This window comes from Akkermansia sp. BCRC 18949 (assembly GCF_045011645.1).
GTDB classification, from domain to species: domain Bacteria; phylum Verrucomicrobiota; class Verrucomicrobiia; order Verrucomicrobiales; family Akkermansiaceae; genus Akkermansia; species Akkermansia massiliensis.
In genome coordinates, this window is sequence record NZ_CP123619.1 from 1009472 (window position 1) to 1031198 (window position 21727).

A 21727-nucleotide genomic window follows, 5' to 3' on the forward strand; every position below is an offset into this window, starting at 1 on the left:
GCCCCAAGGAAATCTCTTTCGGTAGAAATTGTCTTTGCAGGCGGGAGTTTGTCCGGTAACAGGGCAGACTCCCGCTTTATTTCCAGCCAACATCCTCCTTCCGCATGCAGGAACTGAAAGATACCCAGTCCGAGACGGATACGCGCAATATCTCCATTGACCGGGTGGGCGTCAAGGGACTGCGCTTTCCCATCCAGATCCAGGACAAGCTCAACCGCATCCAGTCCACCGTGGCGACGGTTTCCCTGGCGGTGGACCTGCCGGAGGAATTCAAGGGCACGCACATGAGCCGCTTTGTGGAGGCCCTGCACCAGCACGGCCCCCTGCTGGACGTGCATACGGCCCTGGCCATTCCCCGGGAACTGCTCCGCCGCCTGTCCGCGCGCCGCTCCCATGTGGAAATGGAGTTTCCGTTCTTCCGCGCCAAAAACGCCCCCGTAACCGGAATTGAAGGACTCATGGACTACGTGGTCCGGTTTGAGATGGAGGCGGAAGCGGACAACAAGCTGGCGGACTTCAAGCTGACGGTGGTCGTCCCGGTGACGACGCTCTGCCCCTGTTCCAAGGCCATGAGCGCCTATGGGGCCCACAACCAGCGCGGGCTGGTCACCTACTCCGTGCGCTTCGCCTCCCGGCCCGTCTGGATTGAAGACCTGATTGACCTGGTGGAATCCTGCGCCAGCTGTTCCCTGTACAGCGTGCTGAAAAGGCCTGATGAAAAATGGGTGACGGAAAAGGCTTATGAAAACCCCGTCTTTGTGGAAGACCTGGTGCGCAACGTGGCGCTGAAAACGCAGAGCCACTCCGCTTTCAGCTGGTACCGGGTGGAGGCGGAAAACTTTGAATCCATCCACAACCACCAGGCGTATGCCGTCATTGAACGGGACCTGCGTTCCTGAGCTGCTTTCCGTACAGGACTTATGAACGACAACTGGTGGGCCATTGCATCTCTCGTCCTGTCCCTGGCTTTTACGGGGCTTGGCTGGCGCCTGCTGGCCTCCGGCCGCCGGTTTTTATACGCCCACCTCTGGATGGCGTGCCTCTTTGCGCTCCAGACGGGGGCGCTTTGCGTCAAGGCGTACCAGACGGGGATGTGCCCCATCCGCGGCGCGTCGGAGGTGCTCTTCTTCCTCTCCTGGACCATCAACCTCTTTTACCTTCTTCTGGGGCGCGCCTACCGCATGTCCGTGCTGGGCATCTTCACCGCTCCGGCCATTGCCGTGCTGACGGCGCTTTCCCTGCTGATCGGCCTGTACGGCGCGGATGTGCAGGGCACGCATGACTTCTGGGTGACGGCGCACGTGGGCGTAGCCATGATGTCCTACGGAGCCGGAGGCCTGGCCGCCGCTGCGGGCGTGGCGTTCTGCATGCAGAACGAATGCCTCAAAAGGCGGCAGATACCCGGCACCTGCCGTCTTCTGCCCCCTATCCGCACGCTGGAAGCCAGCATGAAGCGCCTGGTTCTGGTGGCGTTCCTCCTGCTTCTGGCCGGGGAATGGCTCGGCTGGCAGAGGCATCTCCCCATCAACGGGGCCAAAACCTCCATCGTCATTCTGCTGACGCTGGGCTATAGCATTCTGCTGTGGTTCATCTACCGCCGCGGCATGCCGGGGCGCGCCCTGGCCTACTGCTGTGTGGCCCTCTTTATTGCATCCATGAGCATTTTCCTGGTAAGCTGATGAGAATGGTTTGTTTAGGCTTGAATCACCGGACCGCTCCCGTGGAAATACGGGAGCGCTTTGCCGTGCCGTCCCACAGGCTCCAGGAGGAGGGGCGGCGCATCCGCTCCCTGCCGGACGTGGACCAGTGCGTGGTGCTTTCCACCTGCAACCGCATGGAAATCTACTACTGGTCTGACAGGCCGGAAAGCGCGCAGGAACACATCCTGTCCCACTTCCTGGGAGCGGGCCGCGGGAACGTGGACATGGCCTCCCACTTTTACAGCCATCTGGGGGCGGATGCCCTGGAGCACCTGTGCCGCGTCCTGAGCGGGCTGGACTCCATGGTGCTGGGGGAAACGGAAATCTTCGGGCAGGTGAAGACGGCCTACCAGATGGCGCTGGACGCCGGAGTGACCGCGGCCTGCGCCAACAAGACCTTCCAGAAAGCCTTCACCATCGGCAAGAGGGTGCGGACGGACAGCCAGATTCACGCCGGAGCCACCTCCGTGGGGTCCGTGGCCGTGGAGCTGGCGGAACAAATCTTCGGCGACCTTTCCGGCACCCGCGTCCTCATCCTGGGAGCCGGGGAGATGAGCCGCGTCACGGGCCGCGCCCTGCACGCCCGCGGGGCGGAGGGCATCTATGTAGCCAACCGTTCCTTTGACCGGGCGGTGGAACTGGCGGGCATGATCGGCGGCCAGGCCATCCGGTACGACGTGTGGGGGGACTACCTCAGGGACATTGACGTGGTGGTGGCCGCCACCGCCGCCCCCCACTGCATCATCACCCGGGAGACGCTGCTGCCGCTGCGCGCGCCCCGCAAGTACCGCTCCCTCTTCCTGATTGACATCTCCGTGCCGCGCAACATCTCTCCGGACGTGGCGGATATTGACGAGGTGTACCTCTACGATATCGACACCCTCACCCAGCTGGCGGATGAAGCCAAGCGCAGCCGGGAGCAGGAAGTCTCCCGGTGCGAGGCCATCATCCAGGACAACATCTCCAAATACTTTCCGGACTCCGCGCTTTATGACCAGTAAAAACACCCTTATCATCGGCACCCGCGGGAGCGCCCTGGCGCTGGCCCAGGCGGACATGGTCCGGGCCGCCCTCTCCCTCCGTTATCCGGAACTGGACGTGCGCCGGGAAATCATCCATACCACCGGGGACCGCCGCACGGACGTGCCGCTGGCGGACGTGGCCCGCGTTTCCGGCATCGTGGACAAGGGAATCTTCATCAAGGAACTGGAAACCGCCCTCCTGGAAGGCCGCATTGACGTGGCGGTGCACAGCCTCAAGGACGTGCCCAGCGAGCTGGCCCCCGGTTTCACGCTGGCCGCCGTGCTGCCCCGCGCCGCCGTAGAAGACGTGCTCATTACGAGGGAGCCAGACTGGAACGGCTCCGGCACGCTGGCTACCGGAAGCGTGCGCCGCCGCCTGATGGCGCGCACGTACTGGGGTTCCGGCCTCCGGTTTGAAGACCTGCGGGGCAACGTGCCCACGCGCCTGGCGAAGCTGGCGGAGCATCCCGGCTGGGACGCCGTAATTCTGGCCAGGGCCGGACTGGAACGCCTGGGGCTGTATGCGCCGGAAACCCTTGTGGAGGGGAGGAAGCTCTACATGCGCCCCCTGCCGGTGGAAGCCTTCATTCCCGCCGTGGGGCAGGGCATCGTGGGCATGGAATGCCGCTCTTCCGACCGGGAGACGATGGAAATGCTGGCAGGAGTCAGCGATCCGGAAGCCTTCGCCTGCGCTCTGGCGGAACGCGCCTTCCTGGTGCGCCTGGGAGCGAGCTGTTCCACGCCCGTGGGCGTTTACGCCCGTTTGGAAGGGCATGAACTGGTCCTGCGTGCGGCGTACTACGCGCCAGGCAGGGAAGAACCTTTTGCCGTGGTGGTCCGCGGGGACCGGAAGGAGCCCGGGGTCCTCGGCCTTCGTGCGTTTGAAGAATTGGACCTGCGCTGACGGGGTGCGCTCTTCCGCTTTTTCCGGAGCGGACAGGGATAAAAAAAGGTTCCGGACCAAGTCCGGAACCTGAATTAAGCAGAGAGCTCACGGGGAATTAATGTTTTTCCTTGGAGCTTGAGCCTTTATCGCTCATAAACTGCCCGGTTGAAGCATCGCGCTTGACGCGCTGCCCGGTTTTGTTCGTGGTGGTTTCGGAGCGCTTCTTGGAAGAACCGCCTTTGTGATTTCCACCCATGTGGGAACTACTTGCCATGTTGTTTCACCTCCTTTCCATTTTCTTCGCCTGTTCATGAACGAGAGAAGAAATCCGGCCATATCATAGGTCCCTGTGACAGCATTTGGGCCTGTAAACGGCGCTTGTTCAAAAATGCGCGCCTGCTTATGAAGAAGACCGCTGCATAAGATAATCCCTCAGGGCCGCCGCTTCATTGTGCTCCGTATTTCTGGCGGAGTACAGCAATGTAAGCTTCCCTTTCCGCGCGAGCTGGAGCAGATGGGAAACGGCCTCCTTGTTCCCGTCCAGTTCCTCGTCATACTTCCGGCGGAAGGCGTCCCATTTGGCCGGATCATGCGCAAACCACTGGCGGAGCGCCGTGGACGGAGCCACATTTTTCAGCCATTCATCCCAGGAAGCCTTTTCCTTGGAAATCCCGCGGGGCCAGAGACGGTCCACCAGCACGCGGTAGCCGTCTCCGGTTTCCTTCGGGTCATAAATTCGTTTGATGGTTATATTCATACGAAAAAAGTCTGATGAAGGAATAGAGCGGGCAAGGCTTGCTTTTGTTGAGCTGCGTCGGGACATGCGCCGCCCGATGCCGTGAATGGAAACGGCCTGGTGATGGGGAAAACGGCAAAAAAACGGCACCGTTCCGGAGAGGGAACAGTGCCGGAGAACATGTGGCTGAAGACACTTAAAATCCCATCATAACGCCTGCTCTTCCGCTCTGGTTCAGCTGCCGGTTGCCGGCTTCCAGACTGTAATCCACGCCCGCGCTCCAGTTGCCGGACAGGCTGACATGGAATCCGGCGGAAGCCTCCAGGACGGTACGGCCAGGGTTGACGGCCATGGCCGTCCAGGAGCGGGAGGTTCCACGTACGGAAACATGCGGCGTTTTCCGGTCCAGATCGTGCGCGATTCCCGTGCGGACGTAGCCTGCCGCTTCCCGTCCCAGCAGGGAGCCGTTCCGGTGGAACTCCACCCCCAGGCGGCCGCGCAGGACATTCGCGGAGCTGTCTTCCAGATGGTAGGCATGGCGTTCCCCTGCGGCGGTGGAGGCGCTTTGAACGCTCCCCGCGTACTGGAGGCCGGAATAAAGGCCCAGCCGCGTTTTCCGGTTCAGCCTCCTTGTCCATGCTCCCTGTACGTCGAGCAGCCAGGTTCTGTCCTTCCATGAGCTTTCCAGGCGGTCTCCGGCCAGGTCCGGGGAAATAACGCCCCCCTTGCTGCGGGCGGAGCCATAGCCCCCCTGCACGCCCAGAAGCAGGGAATCTTCCGCGTTCACCTGCACGGACCGCGCCAGTTGGAAAAGGGCCATGACGGCGTCCTGGTCAAAGCTGCCCAGGTCATTGTTCACATCGTTCGTCCCGAAGCTCTGGCCGAAGGCTCCCCCCGCCGTCCAGACCGGGGAAAGATCGTAACTCCCGCCCACGGAATACCCGTGGGAGCGGAAGCGGTAGCCTTCCGCCGCGGCCTGGGAGGCCTGGGTGAAATAATCCCCCGTGGCCGTGATCCAGAAAGCCGCGCGCCCGTCCGGCTTCAGCCGTTCTCCCTCCCTGGTTCTGGCGGCCTCTGCAAAACTGCGGAGGCTGCGCACGGCGGTCCACTGGGAATTGCCCTGCACGCCTCCCACGCCGGACGGGGGCCGCCAGCCCCCCGTGTCCGGTCCGGAAGGAACAATGCCTCTATTCTGTCCGGAAAGGTAATCGAAAAAGGAACCGTCCACGCTGTAGCTCCACCCGTCGGCATCCACCAGCCGCACGCTTTTGGCTCCGTTGACGCTGTCCATCAGCTCCTGCGTCTGCCCCTCATGGGAAAAAATGAAGGGGTGCAATTCATCATAGGGAATGCTGAGGCGGCTGACGTCCAGAACGAACTCCAGGGAACCCGCAAAGGCGGCGATGGAGGAACCTTCCGTAAAATTCCATACGGGATTCTCTTCCGTGGCCGCCGCCATGGAATCGGTCATCCTGACGAGCACGGTATGGGCGGCACCCGGCTTCACGGCATGCACGCTGTACTGGCCGTCCATCGTCGTAAAGCCTTCAATGATGAAACTGCTTCCCTGCCATGCATCCAGCGAGCCGCGGATGGCCGTTCCCTCCCCCATGCACAGGCTTCCCTGGTACAATTCCGTGTTGAATCCGTCAATGGAAGCTCCGTCCTTGAAAAAGACGGTTCCGTCCACGGGATAGCCTTCCGCACCGGGCTTGTTGATCGTCAACATGTTCCTGTCGTTCTCCCCCCGGATGCCGTCGTAAAAGACCAGGGAGCCGCCGTTCCCGGCGTAAAGGGCGATGCCGGTGGAAAACAGGGAGTGGATGGCATTGGAAGCGCCGCCGCCCCCCAGTGCCGGAACGTGGTCCCTGTTGCCTCGGAAAATGCTGTCCCGCCCGTTGGCGATAATCCGGAGCCGCCCTTCATTCGCAATGGCTCCCCCCTGCGCCAGGGACGCATCTGCGGAAGAAGCGTAATTATCGTAAAAGGAACAATTCACCAGCGTCAGCGTGCAGCCGATAAAATTGTGGATGGCTCCCCCTCCTGATGCCGTCTCCGTCATGGAAGAAGCATGGTTGCCGTTAAAGACGCAGGAAACAAGCGTGCCCGTGGACCCGGATTCCAGGTTGAGCGCGCCTCCCCACGCACGGCCTGCGCTGGTGGAATTAGCCGTGCAGAAGGCATAATTCCCCGTAAAAGCGGCATTGCTCAGCTTGATGGAGGCATTGTTATTCAAGTTCACGGCTCCACCGGAGGCTGCATAGCCCATGGCGTAATTCCCGTGGAATTCCAGGGCATCCCCTTCCAGGCGCGCCCCGTACGTGGCCATGGAGACGGCGCCTCCCGCCGCCGTGCTCATGCCATTGGCCCCGGCATTCAGGTAAGAAGTGTAATTACCGGAGAAACGGCAGTTGCTCAGGGTAACGGCGCCAAAGCTGGCAATGGCGCCGCCGTACTGCTGGGGGCTGTTCAGACACGGTTCATGGAAGGAGACGTAATTATTGGTGAAATCGCACCCCTGGATACTCATCACGGAACCTGCCGCCCCGGCAAGCGCGCCTCCTTCTCCGTCTGTCTGGGAAACCATTCCGTTATTGGAAAAGGAACATCCGGAAAGAATCAGCCTGGCGTTCTCACCGTTGGCGATGGAGCCGCCGGAGGAAGAGGAAAACCAGCTCACGGCGGTATTGAAATTGCCGGTGATGGTGCAGTCGCTGATTTCCAGTGTGCCGCGGTTGTCAAACGCCCTGCTGGTGAAAACCTGGGCGCTCTGCTTGGTGGAGGAGATGGTGTGGTGGCCCCCATTCAACGCCAGGGAAGTTCCCTGGGAGACGGTGACGGCGCCCCCGTTGCCTGTCACCTCTGCAACGGAACCGTCCCCGCTCAGGTCAAGTACCGTTTCAGTGATGGACTCGTCCTGCCAGTCCCGAACGAGGTCATCCCAGGAAATGGGGCTGGAAGCGGCTGCATGGGGCACGGCCTGTGACAGGAGCAGGGCGGCGAGGAGGGGGAGAGGAAGTCTCGGAGTCATTGATTTGGAATTTGTTCTTGGATTGGGTTTTGCGGCTGTGTCCGCAAAACTTCCCGAAGCCTGGGGGATTTTCAATCCGCAGAGGCAGCGTTATGAACTTGAAACCAAGGGTTTATTTCTCTTTCATCCTATTTCTCCTCCTGTCCGGAAAAAGTGAATAAGCGTACCGGATAAGGCTTAAAAAATCTTGCCTTAAATGAATTATTGTTGACAACGGATTGAAAATCCGATGAATACAGAAATTTTATAAAATTACCCTGGAGAGATAAGCTGCTGGACCGGAAGTAACATTGAAGGCCTGCTCCAAAGCATGGGCTAAATGAATGAAGGGCGCGGGTTTTCCTTCTTCGTCAGAAACTGTCCGGGGAATTCAAGGGAAATAAACTGGCGCTCCGCGCGGGATAATTGCTTGATTCACACGATTATCCAGTCGCCTGTTTCATTTCAGGAATAGTTCACCGGCATAAATCCTGAAACTCTTTATTTAATATTCCTCTTTTTATATATTTGTGTTCTGGAACAATGCACAAGGCATTTCAGGCGGGTGCTGCATCCATATATGTTAACGATCTCATCTCTTGAAACAGAGATGCTCCAAATTTTACCTTTAAGAACTTTTCTCTCGCAAATATTGACACAAGCGCTGCACCTTCCGCACTTTGGAAATGGAGGTTCATGTAATACCGTTTCCAGTGGAGCATCAGTTAAAACCGTACCGAGACATTGTGCTGCGCCATATTCGGGAGTAATTAACAGGTTGTTTTTTCCAATCCACCCTAATCCGCCAAGTAGCGCGACTGTTTTATGAGGTAATACTGACTCTTTGGTTTCATCATTGAATACGTCATCAGCCACCAGCCCCGTATCGGATTGCGATATGGCTTTATAACCCTTTCCGGCAATAAACCCGGCTAAATCGTCTGCTATTTCCCCCGCCTTATGTTCAGTTTGTGAAAATTCATCATCATCGAAATCGTAATTGTTATCTATCCGCGCTTGTACGTAATCGGGAGTATCAAATACCGTCCTGACATACTCTGCGGTCAGCGGGAGTACAAAGACAATGGCGTTCGGGAGTTGCCTGTTTTGCTTTTCGTCTAAATGGAATATGCTGACAAAACGTATCAATTCCGCTCCCCGGTTTCTTAATTCGTTTTCTATTTCTTGATTCAAGTATTTCATATTTCTTTTTATCAGAACTTCATTTTAGAAAACGCAGGAACGGGGTTGGCCTGAAAATATCAGGACGCCCCTACTTCCGCCAGGAGGCATCGGGTACGGCTCCGCGGTATTGCAGCGTCAGGATCAGCATCTTGAGCTCGCTGAGGCGCAGGTCGTGTTCCTTCCTGACCTGGGGATTCAGAGAGCCGTGAAACAGCCATTGATCCGTCTGGGCGGACATCAGGCGCTGGGCCGTCAGCGCCATGGACAGGGCCTGCCCCGGAGACTGGGCCGCAATGGCCGCGCTCCAGGAATACAGCATATTACTGTAAATGGTGGTCCAGGCGAACATGCGGTCGTCAAACCTGCCGGGACTCTCCACATAGGGGCGCAGCAGCCTCTCCGCCTCCGCAAGGCGCCCCTGGCGGATGTAAAGCAGGCTTTTGGCCGCTGCCAGGCCGTGATTGCCGGGACTCCGCAATTCCGCCTCTTCCTCCTGCCGTTCCAGTTCCCTGAGCCGCGCCTCGTCTGGAGCGGCAGGACTGCCCACGGCATGCAGGATGCTGCGCCGCACCAGGTCCGGGTCCAGGCTGCTGGAAGCGGCCTCTTCCAGCATGGGAAGCCGTTCGTTGGAGGAAACCGGAACGGCCCGGAGGGAGGCCTTCCAGACCGGGAAAGCCCGGAACGCGTAGCACAGGGCCAGCGCCGCCAGCAGCAGCGCGGCAGAGGCCTGGAACCAGCGTCCGGCGCGCCGGGAGGCCTTCACCCGGGAAAGGGAGGCGGTGCAGGTAATGCCGCAGCACAGGGCGCTGGCGCCCAGCAATGCCGGATTGTGCCAGATGAACTCCCCATAGGCATGGAAGGCGGCGATGCACAGCACGCAGAAGGCCGCCGGCCCCAGGGGATTGGCGCGCTGGCGCTCCCCCCCCAGCTGGAGCACGCTCCAGAAGCCGGAAACGAGGAACAGGGCCAGCAGGGCCAGCATCAGCCCCAGCCCGGCATAGCCGTAGTCACAGGCGGCCTGCGCGTACTCATGGTGGGCGAAATTGGGGAGGCTGGCCCCGGCAAAAAATTCCGTGGAAAGGTTGGTGAACATCCGGCTGCCGTGGCCGAACCATGGGGCCTGGTCCGCCAGCGCCCACGCCAGTCTGGACAGGTCCAGACGGCTCCCGAAGGAGAACGTATCCAGCAGGGAGGCCAGCTTTCCGGCTCCGTTGGCCAGGTCCAGCACGGCATAAGCCGCTCCCAGGAAGAGAAGCAGGATGAACAGGATGGCCGCCGTATAAAATTTTCTGTTATTGCGGAAAACGCTGGAGGTATAAATGAAAAAGCACAGGGTGACGCCAGCCAGCGCATTCGGAAAGGCGGCGCGGGAACTGCAGGTGAAGGAAATGAGAATGAGCGCCAGACCCGTGAACAGGCTGATGCTCCATTTCCTGGCGGAAGCCATGCTGTACGCGCAGAGGAAAAATCCCGTGACGGACAGGAAATGAGCGGAAAAATTCTTGTACCCGAACAGCCCGATGTTGCGCAGCTCCGTTCCGAACAGGGAATAATCCGGCCTGAACCAGGAGGCCTCCGTCCCCGTTATGTTCTGGTACCCCCACAGCAGGGCGTTCAGCAATCCCAGCGCCGCCGCCAGCACGGGAAGAACGCTCCTTTCCCCATTCCCGGCTCCGGCATACGCCCCCGCCATGAACATGGCCATGGCCGTGACGATGAGGCCCAGGTCCGCCACTCCCTCATAGTAAAACCAGGGTGAAAACCACGCCCGCAGGAGGAAATAGCCGCCTCCCAGCCCCAGCGCCAGCCATCCCGGCAGTCCGGGGCTGGGAATCTTGTACCCCCGGAGGATGCAGAAGCAGAACAGCAGAAGGGACGCCGCCAGAAGGCAGGCGGGAAGAAAAAGGGTGTGCCATTCCCCTCCTGCCGCCGTTGTCGCCAGGAAAGTGTAAAAAAGGGCCAGCAGGGCCATCAGGGCTTTTCCGGCGGCGGTTTCAGCAATGCGTGGTGCGGAAGGCTTGCTGGGGGCGGGGTCTGGCATGGCTGGGAACGGGCTGGATGACGACAGGGAAGGTAACATTATAAACGCGGGAACCCCCCCTTGCCAAGAGCAAGCTTCCGTACAGGACGGGATGGATGCGGCAGCCCGCGCGTTAAAACCGGATGGGCCGGAAAAGGGGGAGGAAAGGGAGATAAAAGGAATGGAGTGAAAAACGGCTTTCATGGAAGGATGGCATTTACCCCCTGTTTTGAAAGAAGGCTTTCAGGAAGCGCCGCATGCTTCTGAATGAATGCACGGACAAAGGCCGCACTTTCAAAAACCGTATTCCTTCATTCTCTTGAACATTCCTTCGCTGGCTCCCGGTTTCCTTTCGGCTGCGGCAAAGGCCTGCTGCTCTTCTGCGCGGCCTTCCGTTTCAAATGTGGAGCTGAAAGACCAGGTATCCGGCCTTCCGCTTTCCCGGCCCGTTACGCCTGGATGCCGAATTTGCGCTTGATCTCCGGAATGGAATAATTCACCAGCGTGGGCTTGCCGCCCGGGGTGCAGTACGGCACTTCGCAGGCCAGCAGTTCCTTCAGGATGGCCGGAGCGCGGTGCGGGGAAATACGTTCCTTCCAGGCGGATTTCCTGGCGATTTCCCCGATGAAGGTTTCATAAGCCATGCGTTTGGCGTTCCGGCTGAATTCGGACTGGGTGAGGCGGTCCACCAGCTCCAGCAGGAAGGTGCGGACATTCTCCAGTTCCAGCAGGGCGGGGAGGGATTCTATCCTGATCGTGTTCTGGCCGAAGGGCGTGACGGTCATTCCGGCCTGGTCAAAGTGGGGTGCGAACTGCTGGATAACGGCAAAATCCCGCGGGTCCAGGTCCAGCATCACCGGGTCCAGAAGCTGCTGGGACGGCATGGGCGCTTCCCGGTGCGCCCGCAGCCGTTCAAAGATGATGCGCTCCCGCGCGGCCCTGGGATGCATCAGCACCAGGCCCTCCGGCGTTTCAAACAGGGCGAATTGCTGGCGGAGGGTTCCCATATAGGTGAACCCGGCGGTGGCGTCCCTCTCCGGAGCGGCCTTTCCGCAGGCGTCCCTTGCGCCGCCGCCCTCCGCCTGATGCTGGAAATCCAGTTTCCCCTGGGTGGCGGGAACCTGCTTCAGGGGAATGGGGCGCAGGGGGGGAAGAGGAACAGCCTCCCGTGATTGCCTGCTGGGGGCGGGGGAAGAAAGGGAAGGGAGTTTGGAGGAAGGAGCGGGGGCCGTGCGGGGTTTTGCCGGAGGGAAGGCCTGGGAATTGTCCGCCCGGGAGGGTGTTTCCCCATGCGGCGCGGCGGAAGGCGGTTCCGGAGGGTCGCCGTCCGTCTCCGGCACGGCGGCGGAAGCGTGAATTTCCTGCCGGGCGTGTTTTTGGAGGGTGTTGGCAATCGCCTCCACAATGGTATTAACCACGTCCGCGGAACGGCGGAACCTCACCTCCTTCTTGGCGGGGTGCACGTTGACGTCCACCAGCGCGGGCTCCACCTCCATGTACAGGAAGAGCGCCGGATGCAGCCCGGTGGGAAAACCGCCGTAGCCGTCCCGGATGGCCCGGTTGATGAGCTGCTCCTCCACGGGGCGGGTGTTCATGAAGACGTACTGCCCCTTTCTGGTGCGCCTGGCCTCGGAAAGCGGGAGCAGGAAGCCCGTGACGGAAATGCCGGGCCCGATGGTCGTTTCTATCGGAATCAGGGCTGCCGCCGTAGCCGCATCCGTCAGCGCGGAGATGCGGACGCGCAGGTCCGCCGTGGCCGGAAGGTCGAAGACGAGCTGGTCATCCCGCTTGTAGGTAAAGCGCACCTGGGGATAGGCCAGGGCATGCAGGCGTATCTGGTGCTCCACATGGGAGGCCTCCGTCTCCGCGGATTTCAGGAACTTGCGGCGGGCCGGGGTATTGTAAAACAGGTCGGAGACCTCAATGGCGGTGCCGGGGGAGACGCCGGAACTTCTCGGCTCGTGCTCCAGCCCGCCGTCGATGCGTACTTCCCAGCCCTCCAGCGCCTGCTGCTGCCTGGTGCAGAGCTTGAAGCGGGAGACGCTGGCAATGCTGGGAATGGCCTCCCCGCGGAAGCCCAGGTGAGTGATTTCAAACAGGTCCTCCAGGGAGGAAAGCTTGCTGGTGGCGTGCCGCTTGGCGCACAGGCACGCGTCTTCCCGGGACATGCCGCAGCCGTCGTCCGTCACCTTGATCAGGCCCACGCCTCCGCGGCGTATCTCCACCCGCACGGATCTGGCTCCGGCGTCCAGGCTGTTTTCCACCAGCTCCTTCACGACGGAGGAGGGGCGTTCCACCACCTCGCCCGCCGCCACCTGGCTGGCAAGAGTGGGGGACATGACGTGGATGGAGGGCATGGCGGTGACGGATTGGGAAGGGAAGTAACGGAAAAAGGGAGCCTAGCCGCCGGCGACGATGGAGACGATTTCCACCCGGTCTCCGGGAGAAACCGTAATCCGGGAAAAATCCTGCGGCAGGAGCGCGGAGCCGTTGTGCTCCACGACGACGGGTTTGCCGTTCATGTTCAAGAGTTCCAGAAGCCGGGAAACGGAACAGGGTTCCGCCAGTCCATACGGGGCTCCGTTCAGCGTAATTTCGTTCTGGGCTGCCATGGCGGAAGTAACCATACCACAACGGGTGGAAAAATCCAGAAACATACCGGGGGGATGGCGTAAAAAAGATTCCGGTTCAAGACGGAAGGAAAAGAAAAAACTGGCATCGCGTACGGGACTCGAACCCGTGTTGCCCGCGTGAAAGGCGGGAGTCCTAGACCGCTAGACGAACGCGACATTAGGTTTGCAGGGACTGCGCGACGGAGTAAACACAACCACCGCGCAAAAGGCAAGAACTATTTAACCAAGGCCGCAAAAAAGCGTATTTACGGGAGTTCCCTCCCTCATTCTTGAAAGTGTGAAAACAACCTGATTCACCAATACCAAGCCAATACAAAAAACTTGCATGCCAAATAATGCCAATATATAACGGCGGTATCTGCTACAAAAACTATGCGCTATCTGCTATCCATCCTTACTATCCTAGCCATCATTGGAACAGTATGGTACAATAACCATTTGACAGTACAACACGACCAGAACGTAAATGAACTGAACTCTCAACTGGAAAAGCTACAACTCACTACAGAGCCCAAAATCAATAATCTGGAGAGAAAGCTAAAGGAATCTTATGACACTCTTGACCTGGAAGAAGAAACATTCCGGAACAAGAGGGATGCGTTAGAAACTATCCTCAAACAAACACAAGCACAACAGGAACGAACAGCACAACAGAACGCGGAACGGGCTTTACGCCGCAAAAAGGCCGCTGTGGAAACAGCACTAGCTAACCGTGAATTAACTGCTAAGGAATGGGAAGTCACGCTGGCGACTTTTAAAACACGACGGGCAGAAATAGCTAAATTACTTGATAAAAATAAACAACAGATAACTCTTAATAATAAGAAACTTGCTGACATCATTAAACGTGATACGGAAGACATAGCAAGACGGGAAGACGCTATGAGGTCCGCCGCCCGCGCATCAATGGCAAGCGGAAGGGCTGGAGGCCGCGGAACCTCTTATGCGATCATTGAAGCCAAGGAAGCCATGGAAAAAAAGCACAGGAACATGAACAAAGCGGTTGCCCTGCAAAACAGAAAACTCATGGAATCCATAGATACTATGGAAAAAGAATTGGTCCAAATGGACCGGGCGGAAGAAAAATTTATGCAATTGAACTCTCCGCATAATAAACCAGTTGCACACCTTGAACACTCTGAAGAATTCATGGCAAAAGTGCCCGTAGGAGAAAAAGCACACCAGGACCTTCTAAAACTCCACGAAGAACACAAACTCTCCGTTAAAAAGCTTCAGAACACAATTAACGACCTACTGGAAGCAAAAAATTCTTTAGAAACCAGGCTTAGCGACGTCCGCCGTGACATCAACAAGCAAAAAATGGATATTCAAGATAAGCATCAGCAAAGACTGAGAAACGCTCAATTCACAGGATACGCAATCATTGGAATTTTAGCAATTCTTACGCTCATTTCTTTTTCTTTTACAAATAGATACGCCTGATAAGTCACATTGCCTTCCCCTCTCTAGTCGTGTCCTCACAGGGTACGGCTTTTTTGTTGTCTAAACTCTAACTCTAACTGTCACTTTTGCCAAGGAGTGCAGCACTTCCTGTGTCCGGGCAGCAGCTTGAGAAGCCAAGGGGCGGCGGCCTGGCGCAATGGCGGAAGCTACCGAATGACCATTAGCCGGCCGTCAATGCATTCTTGGGGGATTGCGGTAGAATGGACCCTGACCATAACGGCCTAAAAGTTCATCGGCCGCAGGCACGCCTTTCCGGAACGGATTATGATGCCTTTTGGGAGTTCGTGGAAGATGAAGGCGGCGTGTCCCTGGGGCGGGAACGGGATTATGACTGGATGCACTTTCAGTTTGCGCGGTTGTAAATAAATTGTAATAAAGGGGATATTCCTGTATATCCGCATTGCCGGGTTGGTCCCGGACTAAAGAAAGGAGGTGTAACATGTGATACTTAACCCCGAATTAGTAGTACGGCTGATGGAACTTATTATTGTTCTGACTAGCTAAAAGAAAGCCCCGGCCTGGTGACGCAGGCTGGGGCGATTTTTTAGAGGTGTATGCGATACACGAACTAGTAGTAATGCCAATATGTGCCAGAACCACTTTTTGTCAAGATAAATATTATCAGCTTATCAGCTTTTATCAGCTTTTATCAAGTAATTTGGAAAGTGTATTTCTTACTTCGCTTTTTTCCGCGGGAGTCCCATTTGACGGTGCGGCCGTCATTTAACTGGAACGTCTTGCCGCCATAAGTGGAATTGAGCAGGAAGGAAAAGCGTTTATTGGAAGCTTGGGTGAGCTTATAGCGGGGTATCTTGCTTTCGTGTCCATCTTCGTCCTTTTCCGTTACAGATCAAGGTTGAGTTCCGGGTGTTTGCGGGTGCGCGGTTTGGGGGCGTCCTGCTTCTTTTTTTTGCGGGATTTCTTTTGAGCCTTCCGGCTGGTCCAAGATACTTGTGCAAGCTTGCGCAGGGCAGTCTTCCCGTATTTCCCGATAAGAGCTTACGCTTGATCGGGTGTTAAGGAGTCAAGGAAATCGTTGCAGGCGTGCGCCCGCATGGATGATGCGGAAATGGTATCACTGGTCAGGAGAGCAAGGTCAGAATGCGACAAGTTTTCTACGGATTTTGGACAGTAGAGTTTGGCAAGCTTGTAAACGTTCCGGGTAACGCGTTGCGGGTGATGACCGTTACGAAAAAGGATAGTGAAAATACCGATAAGGATATGCAAACGGGCATCCGCTATTTCTTCTTTTACCACGTCAAGTTGATGGTGGTTTAGACCGCATTCATAGAGTGCTTTTGAGAGTTCCGGGAGGATGGGCGTGGCGTCAAAAGGCGCGCTCCATTGCTCCTGTGTTTCTCCGTGCGCATGCAACAGGTAGTCAAGCGCGTCTCCTTGAGCGTGGATAACAGAGGGGCTGGAACTCATACCGTACCCCCCCTTTCCGGGACAAGACTTGCTCCGAATGTGGAGCTAAAAACAAGAGGTTTACTACGTTTTTTGCTACGCTAAAGGCGTAAACGTTTGAAAGTAAACATGGAGGCGGGAGCGGGAATCGAACCCGCGAATAACGATTTTGCAGACCGTCGCCTTACCACTTGGCTACCCCGCCGCTGATGTTGTGCGCGGATACTAGGGGAAAGAACCGCGGGTGTCAATCTCGTTTTTGGAAAAGATGCTCTGTTTCTGCGGAAGGCTGTCCGGGAATCCGGCCACCTTCCGGATGGGGCGGCATTGCTTTCAAGGCGTCTTCCCGGGAGACGGCGGCGTTGATGGGTAAGTTCCTGGTTTCCTGCTTTTCCGCATAGTGAATGACAAGGCGGACGCGATCATATTTTTCCGGGAAAGTGCAGGTGAACGGGTGGAATTCGATCGGCCCCGAACGGCATCGCGCCATTTCTGTTTTCACGGGGATCCTGTGTCTCTCCCGGTCAAGGAATACCATGCCGGCATAGGGGAAGCTCACAGGATAAATGAGCCCGATGCTCCATGTGTTGGTTTCCGTATACGGATTCACCCTTATGTCCAGATGCGGGCATTTTTCCAGATTGGCTACGTCCGTCCCTTCCTCAAGAAAGGAGGAGATGCAGAGAGGGATGGAATACGCGGCGTTCGGACGGAGATCGATTTCCGTTTCTGGCAGAGTGGCCAGCCGCGCGCATTTCACCGGCACCTTTCCCTTGATCTGGATTCTTCCGTCTTGGGGGAAGGGGCGGTCCTTAACCAGAAGGCCCAGGGAGAATATGCCTTTGCCTGTTTCCTGTTCATAGGAATGATGGGAAATGCTGATGGACGTGTCTTTCAAAGAAATTCCATTTCCGCTTCTGATGCTCAGTCCTGTTGGACTGGCAGCTGCAGAGAGTACGGCGCGGGGGGAAGTGTAACTGCCGGTGAATAGGAAATAACGGTATTTCGGAAAGAAGCTGGTTAGTTGAAGCTTGATGGCCTTTCTGCAGAATGTTTCATGCCGCTCCCCCCTTGAAAGGGCGGGAATGAGCAGGAGGAAAAGGACCGGAAGAAGCTTCATGGATGGCTGATGAACGAAAAGGGGGAGGGATACGGAGGCGCCTCCCGTGCAAAGCCGGAGCCGGAAAGATGGTTTATGGCGGTTTTTAACGGTTGGACAGCAGCTGCTTCATTTCCGGAAGACGGAAGTGCAGCGGAGGAAGCTCCTCCTCAAACGCGGCTGATTTTTCTTTCCTCAGGGCTTCCGCCCGTTCTTCCAGTTTCCGGGCTTCAGCCAGGATTTTGCGTATTTCCTGCCGGCCGCGGCCTATGTGGGAAACGGCCCGGGACGGGTCCGGCGTGAATTCCGGACCTCCCTTGAGGTATTTTTCAAAGTATTGCTGGTAGCGTTCCGCCAGTTCCCGCCCTCTGGCAAAGAGCTTGCGGTCTTCTTCCACATAGGCCGCCACGGCGGGGTCCACTTCTTTCGTGCTCAGGTCCGCCAGTTCTTCGTCCCGCTCCCGCAGCAGGTCCGCCGCGTCCCTGCTGCTTTCCGCCAGGCCGGGAAGGGTGGGATTCCTTTTCAGCTTCAGGAGGCGCTGCACCAGCGCATCGCTTTTTTCCGAGTATTCCGTATTGATGTCCGCCGCCTTTTTCCAGTAGGAGACGGTAGGGTCACCGCAGGAGGCCATCAGGAAGGCAGCCAGAAAGGGGAGCGTGCGGCGCAGGAAAGTAAGGGAAGTCATGTTCCTTTTGTAGCATTCCCGTGACGGGAATCAAGGCTGTTTTACGGGTCCCCGGCTTCTGCTTCTTATGAAAAGATGCTGAATCTTAATCGGTTCCGTTTCTGGAACGTTTCTTTTCCGCCGGAGGCGGCATTTCCACCACGCCGCTGCTGTTTCCGGGCGTCAGCAGGATTTCCACCTCCAGGGGCAGGGACGTATCCGCCAGCAGGCCTTCCGGGATGGAGATGCCGATGGGGGCGGAGCTTTTGCCGGGCAGCACTTCCTGGGGGGAGATGATGTCCAGAATGAGGCGTCCGTGCTGGAGAATGTTGATTTTGCTGATGGAGAAGGCGTCCTTCATGCCCGTGTTATGCAGCGTGACGCCCTTGAGCTGGGATGGGGCGAACGGTCCCGGAACGGTGAAGCGCAGGATGGTGGATTCCCCCCTGGCAAGCGGCAGGGGGAGCCAGTACGCCGCAATGGGCGCCTCCGGGTTCAGGCTATCCGTCAGGTAGGCGGATCCGTTGAGACGTTCCATCATCAGGCCGGAAAGCTCCGGGGAAGCGGGCACGCCCCAGCCCTGGGAGTACATGAGGGAGAGCAGGTACAGGGCTTCCTGGTCCCGGTACTGGACCGCCATTCTCAGGAACCGCGCCGCCTGGGCGTAATCCCGGGAGGCCAGAGGGGGCTGCTGTGGCAGGCGGGGAAAATAGGAGGGGATGTCCATGAGCAGGATGCCCAGCTCCTTCATGGCCTCATAGCATCCTCCGGTGGCGGAACGGTAGAGCCATTCCACCCCTTCTTCCGGCCTGGGGCCGCCGGGGCAGTCAGGAGACATGAGGAGTTTCCCCAATACCTGCTGGGCCACCGGGTAGCCGGCTTTGGACAGTTGTTCCAGAGCCGCCAGCATGTCCGGCGTGGCGTTCGCCAGGCCGAGAACGTTCCCGTGCCCCGGGGAAGGCGTGGTGACTGCCGCCACGAGCCCCTTGTAGGCAGGGTCATGCATCAGGGCCGGTTCCGGCGCCGCGGGGGCGATGATGAAGCGGATTTTAGGGAAGGCCTCCTCCGTGCGTTCCGTCTCGCTTTTGAAGCACGCCATTTGCATGGGGATGGCCTTGTGGGCGGCGGTTTCAAAGGCGTATGTGTAGGCGCGGTCCGTGGAGAGCTCCGGCAGGGCCGGGAAGAAGAAGGTGGAGGTGGATTGCCCCGGCACCGTGAAGGAGGGGACGGAGTTGACGGAACGGTCCACCAGGGCTCCGTTGGAGTCCCGGATGGTGAGGTGCAGTTCCTCCCCTCCGGTGGCCGGAGGGATAATCTGGAGGTAGATGCAGGAGATACGCAGCTTTTCCGGCAGGATGGAGGGGATGCCGGAACGGGTCAGAATCGTATCGTCCAGGCGCAGCTGGAATTCCTTCAGCGTCCGCGGTTCCAGCGCCGCGTCTTCCGTCATTCTGAGCTCCGGGATGCGGATGGATGCCAGGTCCCGGGGCGGGGGGGCCAATTCCTTCCCGTTGGCGGCAGGCTGCTGGATGGCCTCCTTGATGGTATTGATGGTGGTGCCCATGGGGGCCTTTTTCAGGTAGTCCATCAGGTAGAACGCCGCTGCGCCCAGCAGCAGGGTGCAGACGCTCCCCACCATCAGGAACATCATGTGGCGGTTGCGGCGGAGGGTGCGCGCGGACAGCCTGCGGGAGGCGGAATGAAGTCCGCCCGGCCCGGCGGTGGCCTTTTTGTTCCCGGAATTCTTCTCCGCACAGGGATGCGGCATTCCTTCCGGATGAATGTGGCGGATGTCCGCCGGGGATACCTGGATGGTGGCGGAGGATTCTTCCCCGGAAATGGCGCAAATGTCGTGAATCCATTCACGGGCCGTCTGGTAACGGCAGCTGGTCTGGGGAGCCAGCGCCTTGTCCAGCGAAAGCAGGAACTGCCGCGAGTAATAGCGGGTGAGCACGGGGTCGCTGTGCAGCGGCGGCATGCCGTCTTCCGTCAGGCGCACTTCCGCCCGTTCCGGCGGGTGGCCCGTGAGCAGGGCGTAAAAGGTGGCGCCTACGGAATAAAGGTCGCTCCAGGGGCCGATGTTCGTTTTCCCCAGCGCCTGTTCCGGGGAGGAATACCCCTGGGTAGTCAGGACGGTGGCGGCATGCAGCTTCAGGGCATGGCGCGCCGCACCGAAGTCGATCAGCACGGGCGTGCCTTCCTCCGTCAGCAGGATGTTGCCGGGCTTGATGTCACGGTGGTAGATGTGCCTGGAATGGAGGTAGTCCAGAATCCGCAGCAGGCGCGTCAGCAGGCCCTTGAGTTCGTCCTCCGTGTAGCGGTGCCCGGTGCTGTGGAGTTTCTCCCCCAGGTAGTCCAGGGAAAGCCCGGTGATGTTCTCCATGGCGAAGTAGGCGGTGCCGTTGGCTTCAAAAACGGACAGGATTCTGACGATGCCGGGATGGTTGAGCTCCGCCAGCGTCTGGGCCTCGCTCAGGAAACTCTTCAGGGCCCAGGTGTAATTTTCCAGGTCGTGTTCGTTGTTGGGGCGGATGTGCCCGGTCAGCGGGTCCCGGTAGGAACAGCTGGAGGGAAAGTTTTCCTTGATGACCACGTTGCGGTTCAGGAACAGGTCCTTCGCCAGATAGGTGATGCCGAAGCCCCCGCTGCCCAGGACGCGGATGATTTCATACTGTTCCAGGCGTGTGCCGGGGGCCAGCTCTCTCTGGTAAACGAAAAAGGCGCCTTTTTCTTCCGCGTGGGGAAGAGGGGGGCGTCCGGGCAGAATCTGTTCCAGGCCTGTCGTTGGAGCGGGAGGCGGGACTTGCCCTGTCGTCCGGGGCTGGTCGTCTGGCTGGCCTTCTTCTGCTGGCATGAGGGAAAGTTCCTGAAACGGAAGCTGCGGGCATTCTCATATGCCGGGTGCGGCAAGTCAAGGTGAATGCCTGTTTTCCTCCGTATCAGGACTGCCGCCTGTGCGTAGTATCTAAAACGGCGCAAGTGGAATGGAAGGAATAAACCTAAAGGGAGAGATGAAGGCGGGGGATTCTTTCTGCCTTGTCCTTCCTGTACGCCATGTTCATGAAGTCCGTTCCCGTGAAAGCCGTTCCTTCGCGTTTTCAGGACTTGTGGCGCCTGATGAATTCCCGTGCGGCTTTCAGGTAGGCTTCCGCCGCCGTGCCGGAAGGATCGTGTTCAAAGATGGTGTGGCCGAAGCTGGGCGCTTCCCCGAGCCGGATGGAGCGGGGAATGACCGTCTTATACAGCATCTGGGGCAGGTGCTGTTCCACCTGGTCAATGACCTGGCGGGAAAGGTTGGTGCGGCCGTCGTACATGGTCATCAGCACCCCTTCATGCCTGATGCGGGGATTGGCTCCGCTGGCGCAGATCTGCGCCGTCACGTGCAGGATTTTGGCCAATCCTTCCAGCCCGAACCATTCGCATTGCAGGGGAGTCAGCACTTCGTCGCAGGCGGCCAGGGCGGAGGTCATCAGAACGCCCAGGGAGGGCGGCGTATCCATGATGCAGTAATCATAGGCATCCGACTCCCGCAGGGGAGCGAGCGTTTCCCGGAGCCGGGTCAGGTGGTTGCCGGAGCGGGCCAGTTCTATTTCCACGCCGGCCAGGTCCATGGTGGAGGGAATGATGTCCAGCCGTTTTCTGCCGGAAGGCAGGATGCACTCTTCCGCCGCAAGCTGGCCGAGCAGGGCCGGGTACAGGCTGGGCATGTCTTTTCCGTCAATGCCCATGCCGCTGGTGGCATTGGCCTGCGGATCCAGGTCAATGACAAGGATTTTCTTCTTCAGCTGGGCCAGGGCGGCGGCCAGGTTGATGGCCGTGGTGGTTTTTCCCACTCCCCCCTTCTGGTTGGCGATGGCGATGATTTTCATTCGGGAAAAGGGTGCGGGGAAAAGGTAGCATA

At 58.5% G+C, this 21727-nt stretch carries 17 protein-coding genes and 2 tRNA genes; 5 read left to right on the forward strand and 14 right to left on the reverse strand.

Going from position 1 to position 21727, the window contains the following annotated elements; genetic code table 11:
• Window positions 1–104 precede the first annotated feature (104 nt).
• The 4 genes from folE2 to hemC are packed head-to-tail and all read left to right on the forward strand — an operon-like array spanning window position 105 to window position 3626.
• Entirely contained in the window at window positions 105–899 is a 795-nt protein-coding gene (gene folE2 / locus P8A25_RS04205) for a GTP cyclohydrolase FolE2 (RefSeq protein WP_102721342.1), read from the forward strand.
• A gap of 21 nt (window positions 900–920) precedes the next feature.
• Entirely contained in the window at window positions 921–1679 is a 759-nt protein-coding gene (gene ccsA, locus P8A25_RS04210; RefSeq protein WP_022396982.1) for a cytochrome c biogenesis protein CcsA, read from the forward strand.
• A 20-nt stretch (window positions 1680–1699) separates the two neighbouring features.
• A complete protein-coding gene (hemA, locus tag P8A25_RS04215; protein ID WP_240454337.1) occupies window positions 1700–2701 on the forward strand; it encodes a glutamyl-tRNA reductase in 1002 nt (333 codons plus the stop codon).
• On the forward strand, window positions 2691–3626 hold the full coding sequence (gene hemC, locus P8A25_RS04220; RefSeq protein WP_180973721.1) for a hydroxymethylbilane synthase: 936 nt from the start codon (window positions 2691–2693) through the stop codon (window positions 3624–3626). Before hemA ends, hemC begins: the two co-directional genes overlap by 11 nt.
• A 97-nt stretch (window positions 3627–3723) precedes the next feature.
• On the opposite strand, the gene P8A25_RS04225 is transcribed toward hemC, so the two are convergent.
• From P8A25_RS04225 to P8A25_RS04260, 8 genes are all read right to left on the reverse strand, one after another.
• A complete protein-coding gene (locus tag P8A25_RS04225) occupies window positions 3724–3882 on the reverse strand; it encodes a hypothetical protein (protein WP_180971526.1) in 159 nt (52 codons plus the stop codon).
• A gap of 126 nt (window positions 3883–4008) precedes the next feature.
• The gene (locus P8A25_RS04230; protein WP_022396987.1) at window positions 4009–4365 is read right to left on the reverse strand and encodes a DUF488 domain-containing protein; all 357 of its coding nucleotides are present in this window, start codon (window positions 4363–4365) and stop codon (window positions 4009–4011) included.
• 175 nt (window positions 4366–4540) lie between these two features.
• Window positions 4541–7375 (reverse strand): autotransporter domain-containing protein, encoded by a 2835-nt coding sequence (locus tag P8A25_RS04235; RefSeq protein WP_404838775.1) that lies wholly within the window; start codon window positions 7373–7375, stop codon window positions 4541–4543.
• Window positions 7376–7855: 480 nt separating this feature from the next.
• Window positions 7856–8557: a hypothetical protein gene (locus P8A25_RS04240; protein WP_215442752.1), complete on the reverse strand. Its 702-nt coding sequence runs from the start codon at window positions 8555–8557 to the stop codon at window positions 7856–7858.
• Window positions 8558–8627: 70 nt separating this feature from the next.
• On the reverse strand, window positions 8628–10580 hold the full coding sequence (locus tag P8A25_RS04245) for an O-antigen ligase family protein (protein WP_215442751.1): 1953 nt from the start codon (window positions 10578–10580) through the stop codon (window positions 8628–8630).
• 428 nt (window positions 10581–11008) lie between these two features.
• A complete protein-coding gene (gene mutL / locus P8A25_RS04250; RefSeq protein WP_215442750.1) occupies window positions 11009–12916 on the reverse strand; it encodes a DNA mismatch repair endonuclease MutL in 1908 nt (635 codons plus the stop codon).
• Between the two features lie 42 nt (window positions 12917–12958).
• Window positions 12959–13171: a sulfur carrier protein ThiS gene (gene thiS, locus P8A25_RS04255; protein ID WP_180971774.1), complete on the reverse strand. Its 213-nt coding sequence runs from the start codon at window positions 13169–13171 to the stop codon at window positions 12959–12961.
• Window positions 13172–13272: 101 nt separating this feature from the next.
• Window positions 13273–13348 (reverse strand) — tRNA-Glu (locus P8A25_RS04260).
• Window positions 13349–13564: 216 nt separating this feature from the next.
• On the opposite strand from P8A25_RS04260, the gene P8A25_RS04265 reads away from it, so the two are divergent.
• Entirely contained in the window at window positions 13565–14635 is a 1071-nt protein-coding gene (locus P8A25_RS04265) for a hypothetical protein (protein ID WP_215442749.1), read from the forward strand.
• 1020 nt (window positions 14636–15655) lie between these two features.
• On the opposite strand, the gene P8A25_RS04270 is transcribed toward P8A25_RS04265, so the two are convergent.
• The 6 genes from P8A25_RS04270 to P8A25_RS04295 all read right to left on the reverse strand — a co-directional run bounded on the left by P8A25_RS04270 (window position 15656) and on the right by P8A25_RS04295 (window position 21695).
• Window positions 15656–16084 carry a hypothetical protein gene (locus P8A25_RS04270; protein WP_215442748.1) on the reverse strand — a complete coding sequence of 143 codons (429 nt, stop codon included), beginning with the start codon at window positions 16082–16084 and terminating at the stop codon, window positions 15656–15658.
• 109 nt (window positions 16085–16193) lie between these two features.
• A tRNA-Cys gene (locus tag P8A25_RS04275) sits at window positions 16194–16268 on the reverse strand.
• Window positions 16269–16310: 42 nt separating this feature from the next.
• Window positions 16311–16565 carry a hypothetical protein gene (locus P8A25_RS04280; RefSeq protein WP_146019433.1) on the reverse strand — a complete coding sequence of 85 codons (255 nt, stop codon included), beginning with the start codon at window positions 16563–16565 and terminating at the stop codon, window positions 16311–16313.
• 703 nt (window positions 16566–17268) lie between these two features.
• Window positions 17269–17847 carry a hypothetical protein gene (locus P8A25_RS04285; protein WP_215442746.1) on the reverse strand — a complete coding sequence of 193 codons (579 nt, stop codon included), beginning with the start codon at window positions 17845–17847 and terminating at the stop codon, window positions 17269–17271.
• A gap of 85 nt (window positions 17848–17932) precedes the next feature.
• A complete protein-coding gene (locus P8A25_RS04290) occupies window positions 17933–20680 on the reverse strand; it encodes a protein kinase domain-containing protein (RefSeq protein ID WP_215442745.1) in 2748 nt (915 codons plus the stop codon).
• Between the two features lie 244 nt (window positions 20681–20924).
• On the reverse strand, window positions 20925–21695 hold the full coding sequence (locus tag P8A25_RS04295) for a ParA family protein (protein ID WP_022397001.1): 771 nt from the start codon (window positions 21693–21695) through the stop codon (window positions 20925–20927).
• Between the last annotated feature and the right edge of the window lie 32 nt (window positions 21696–21727).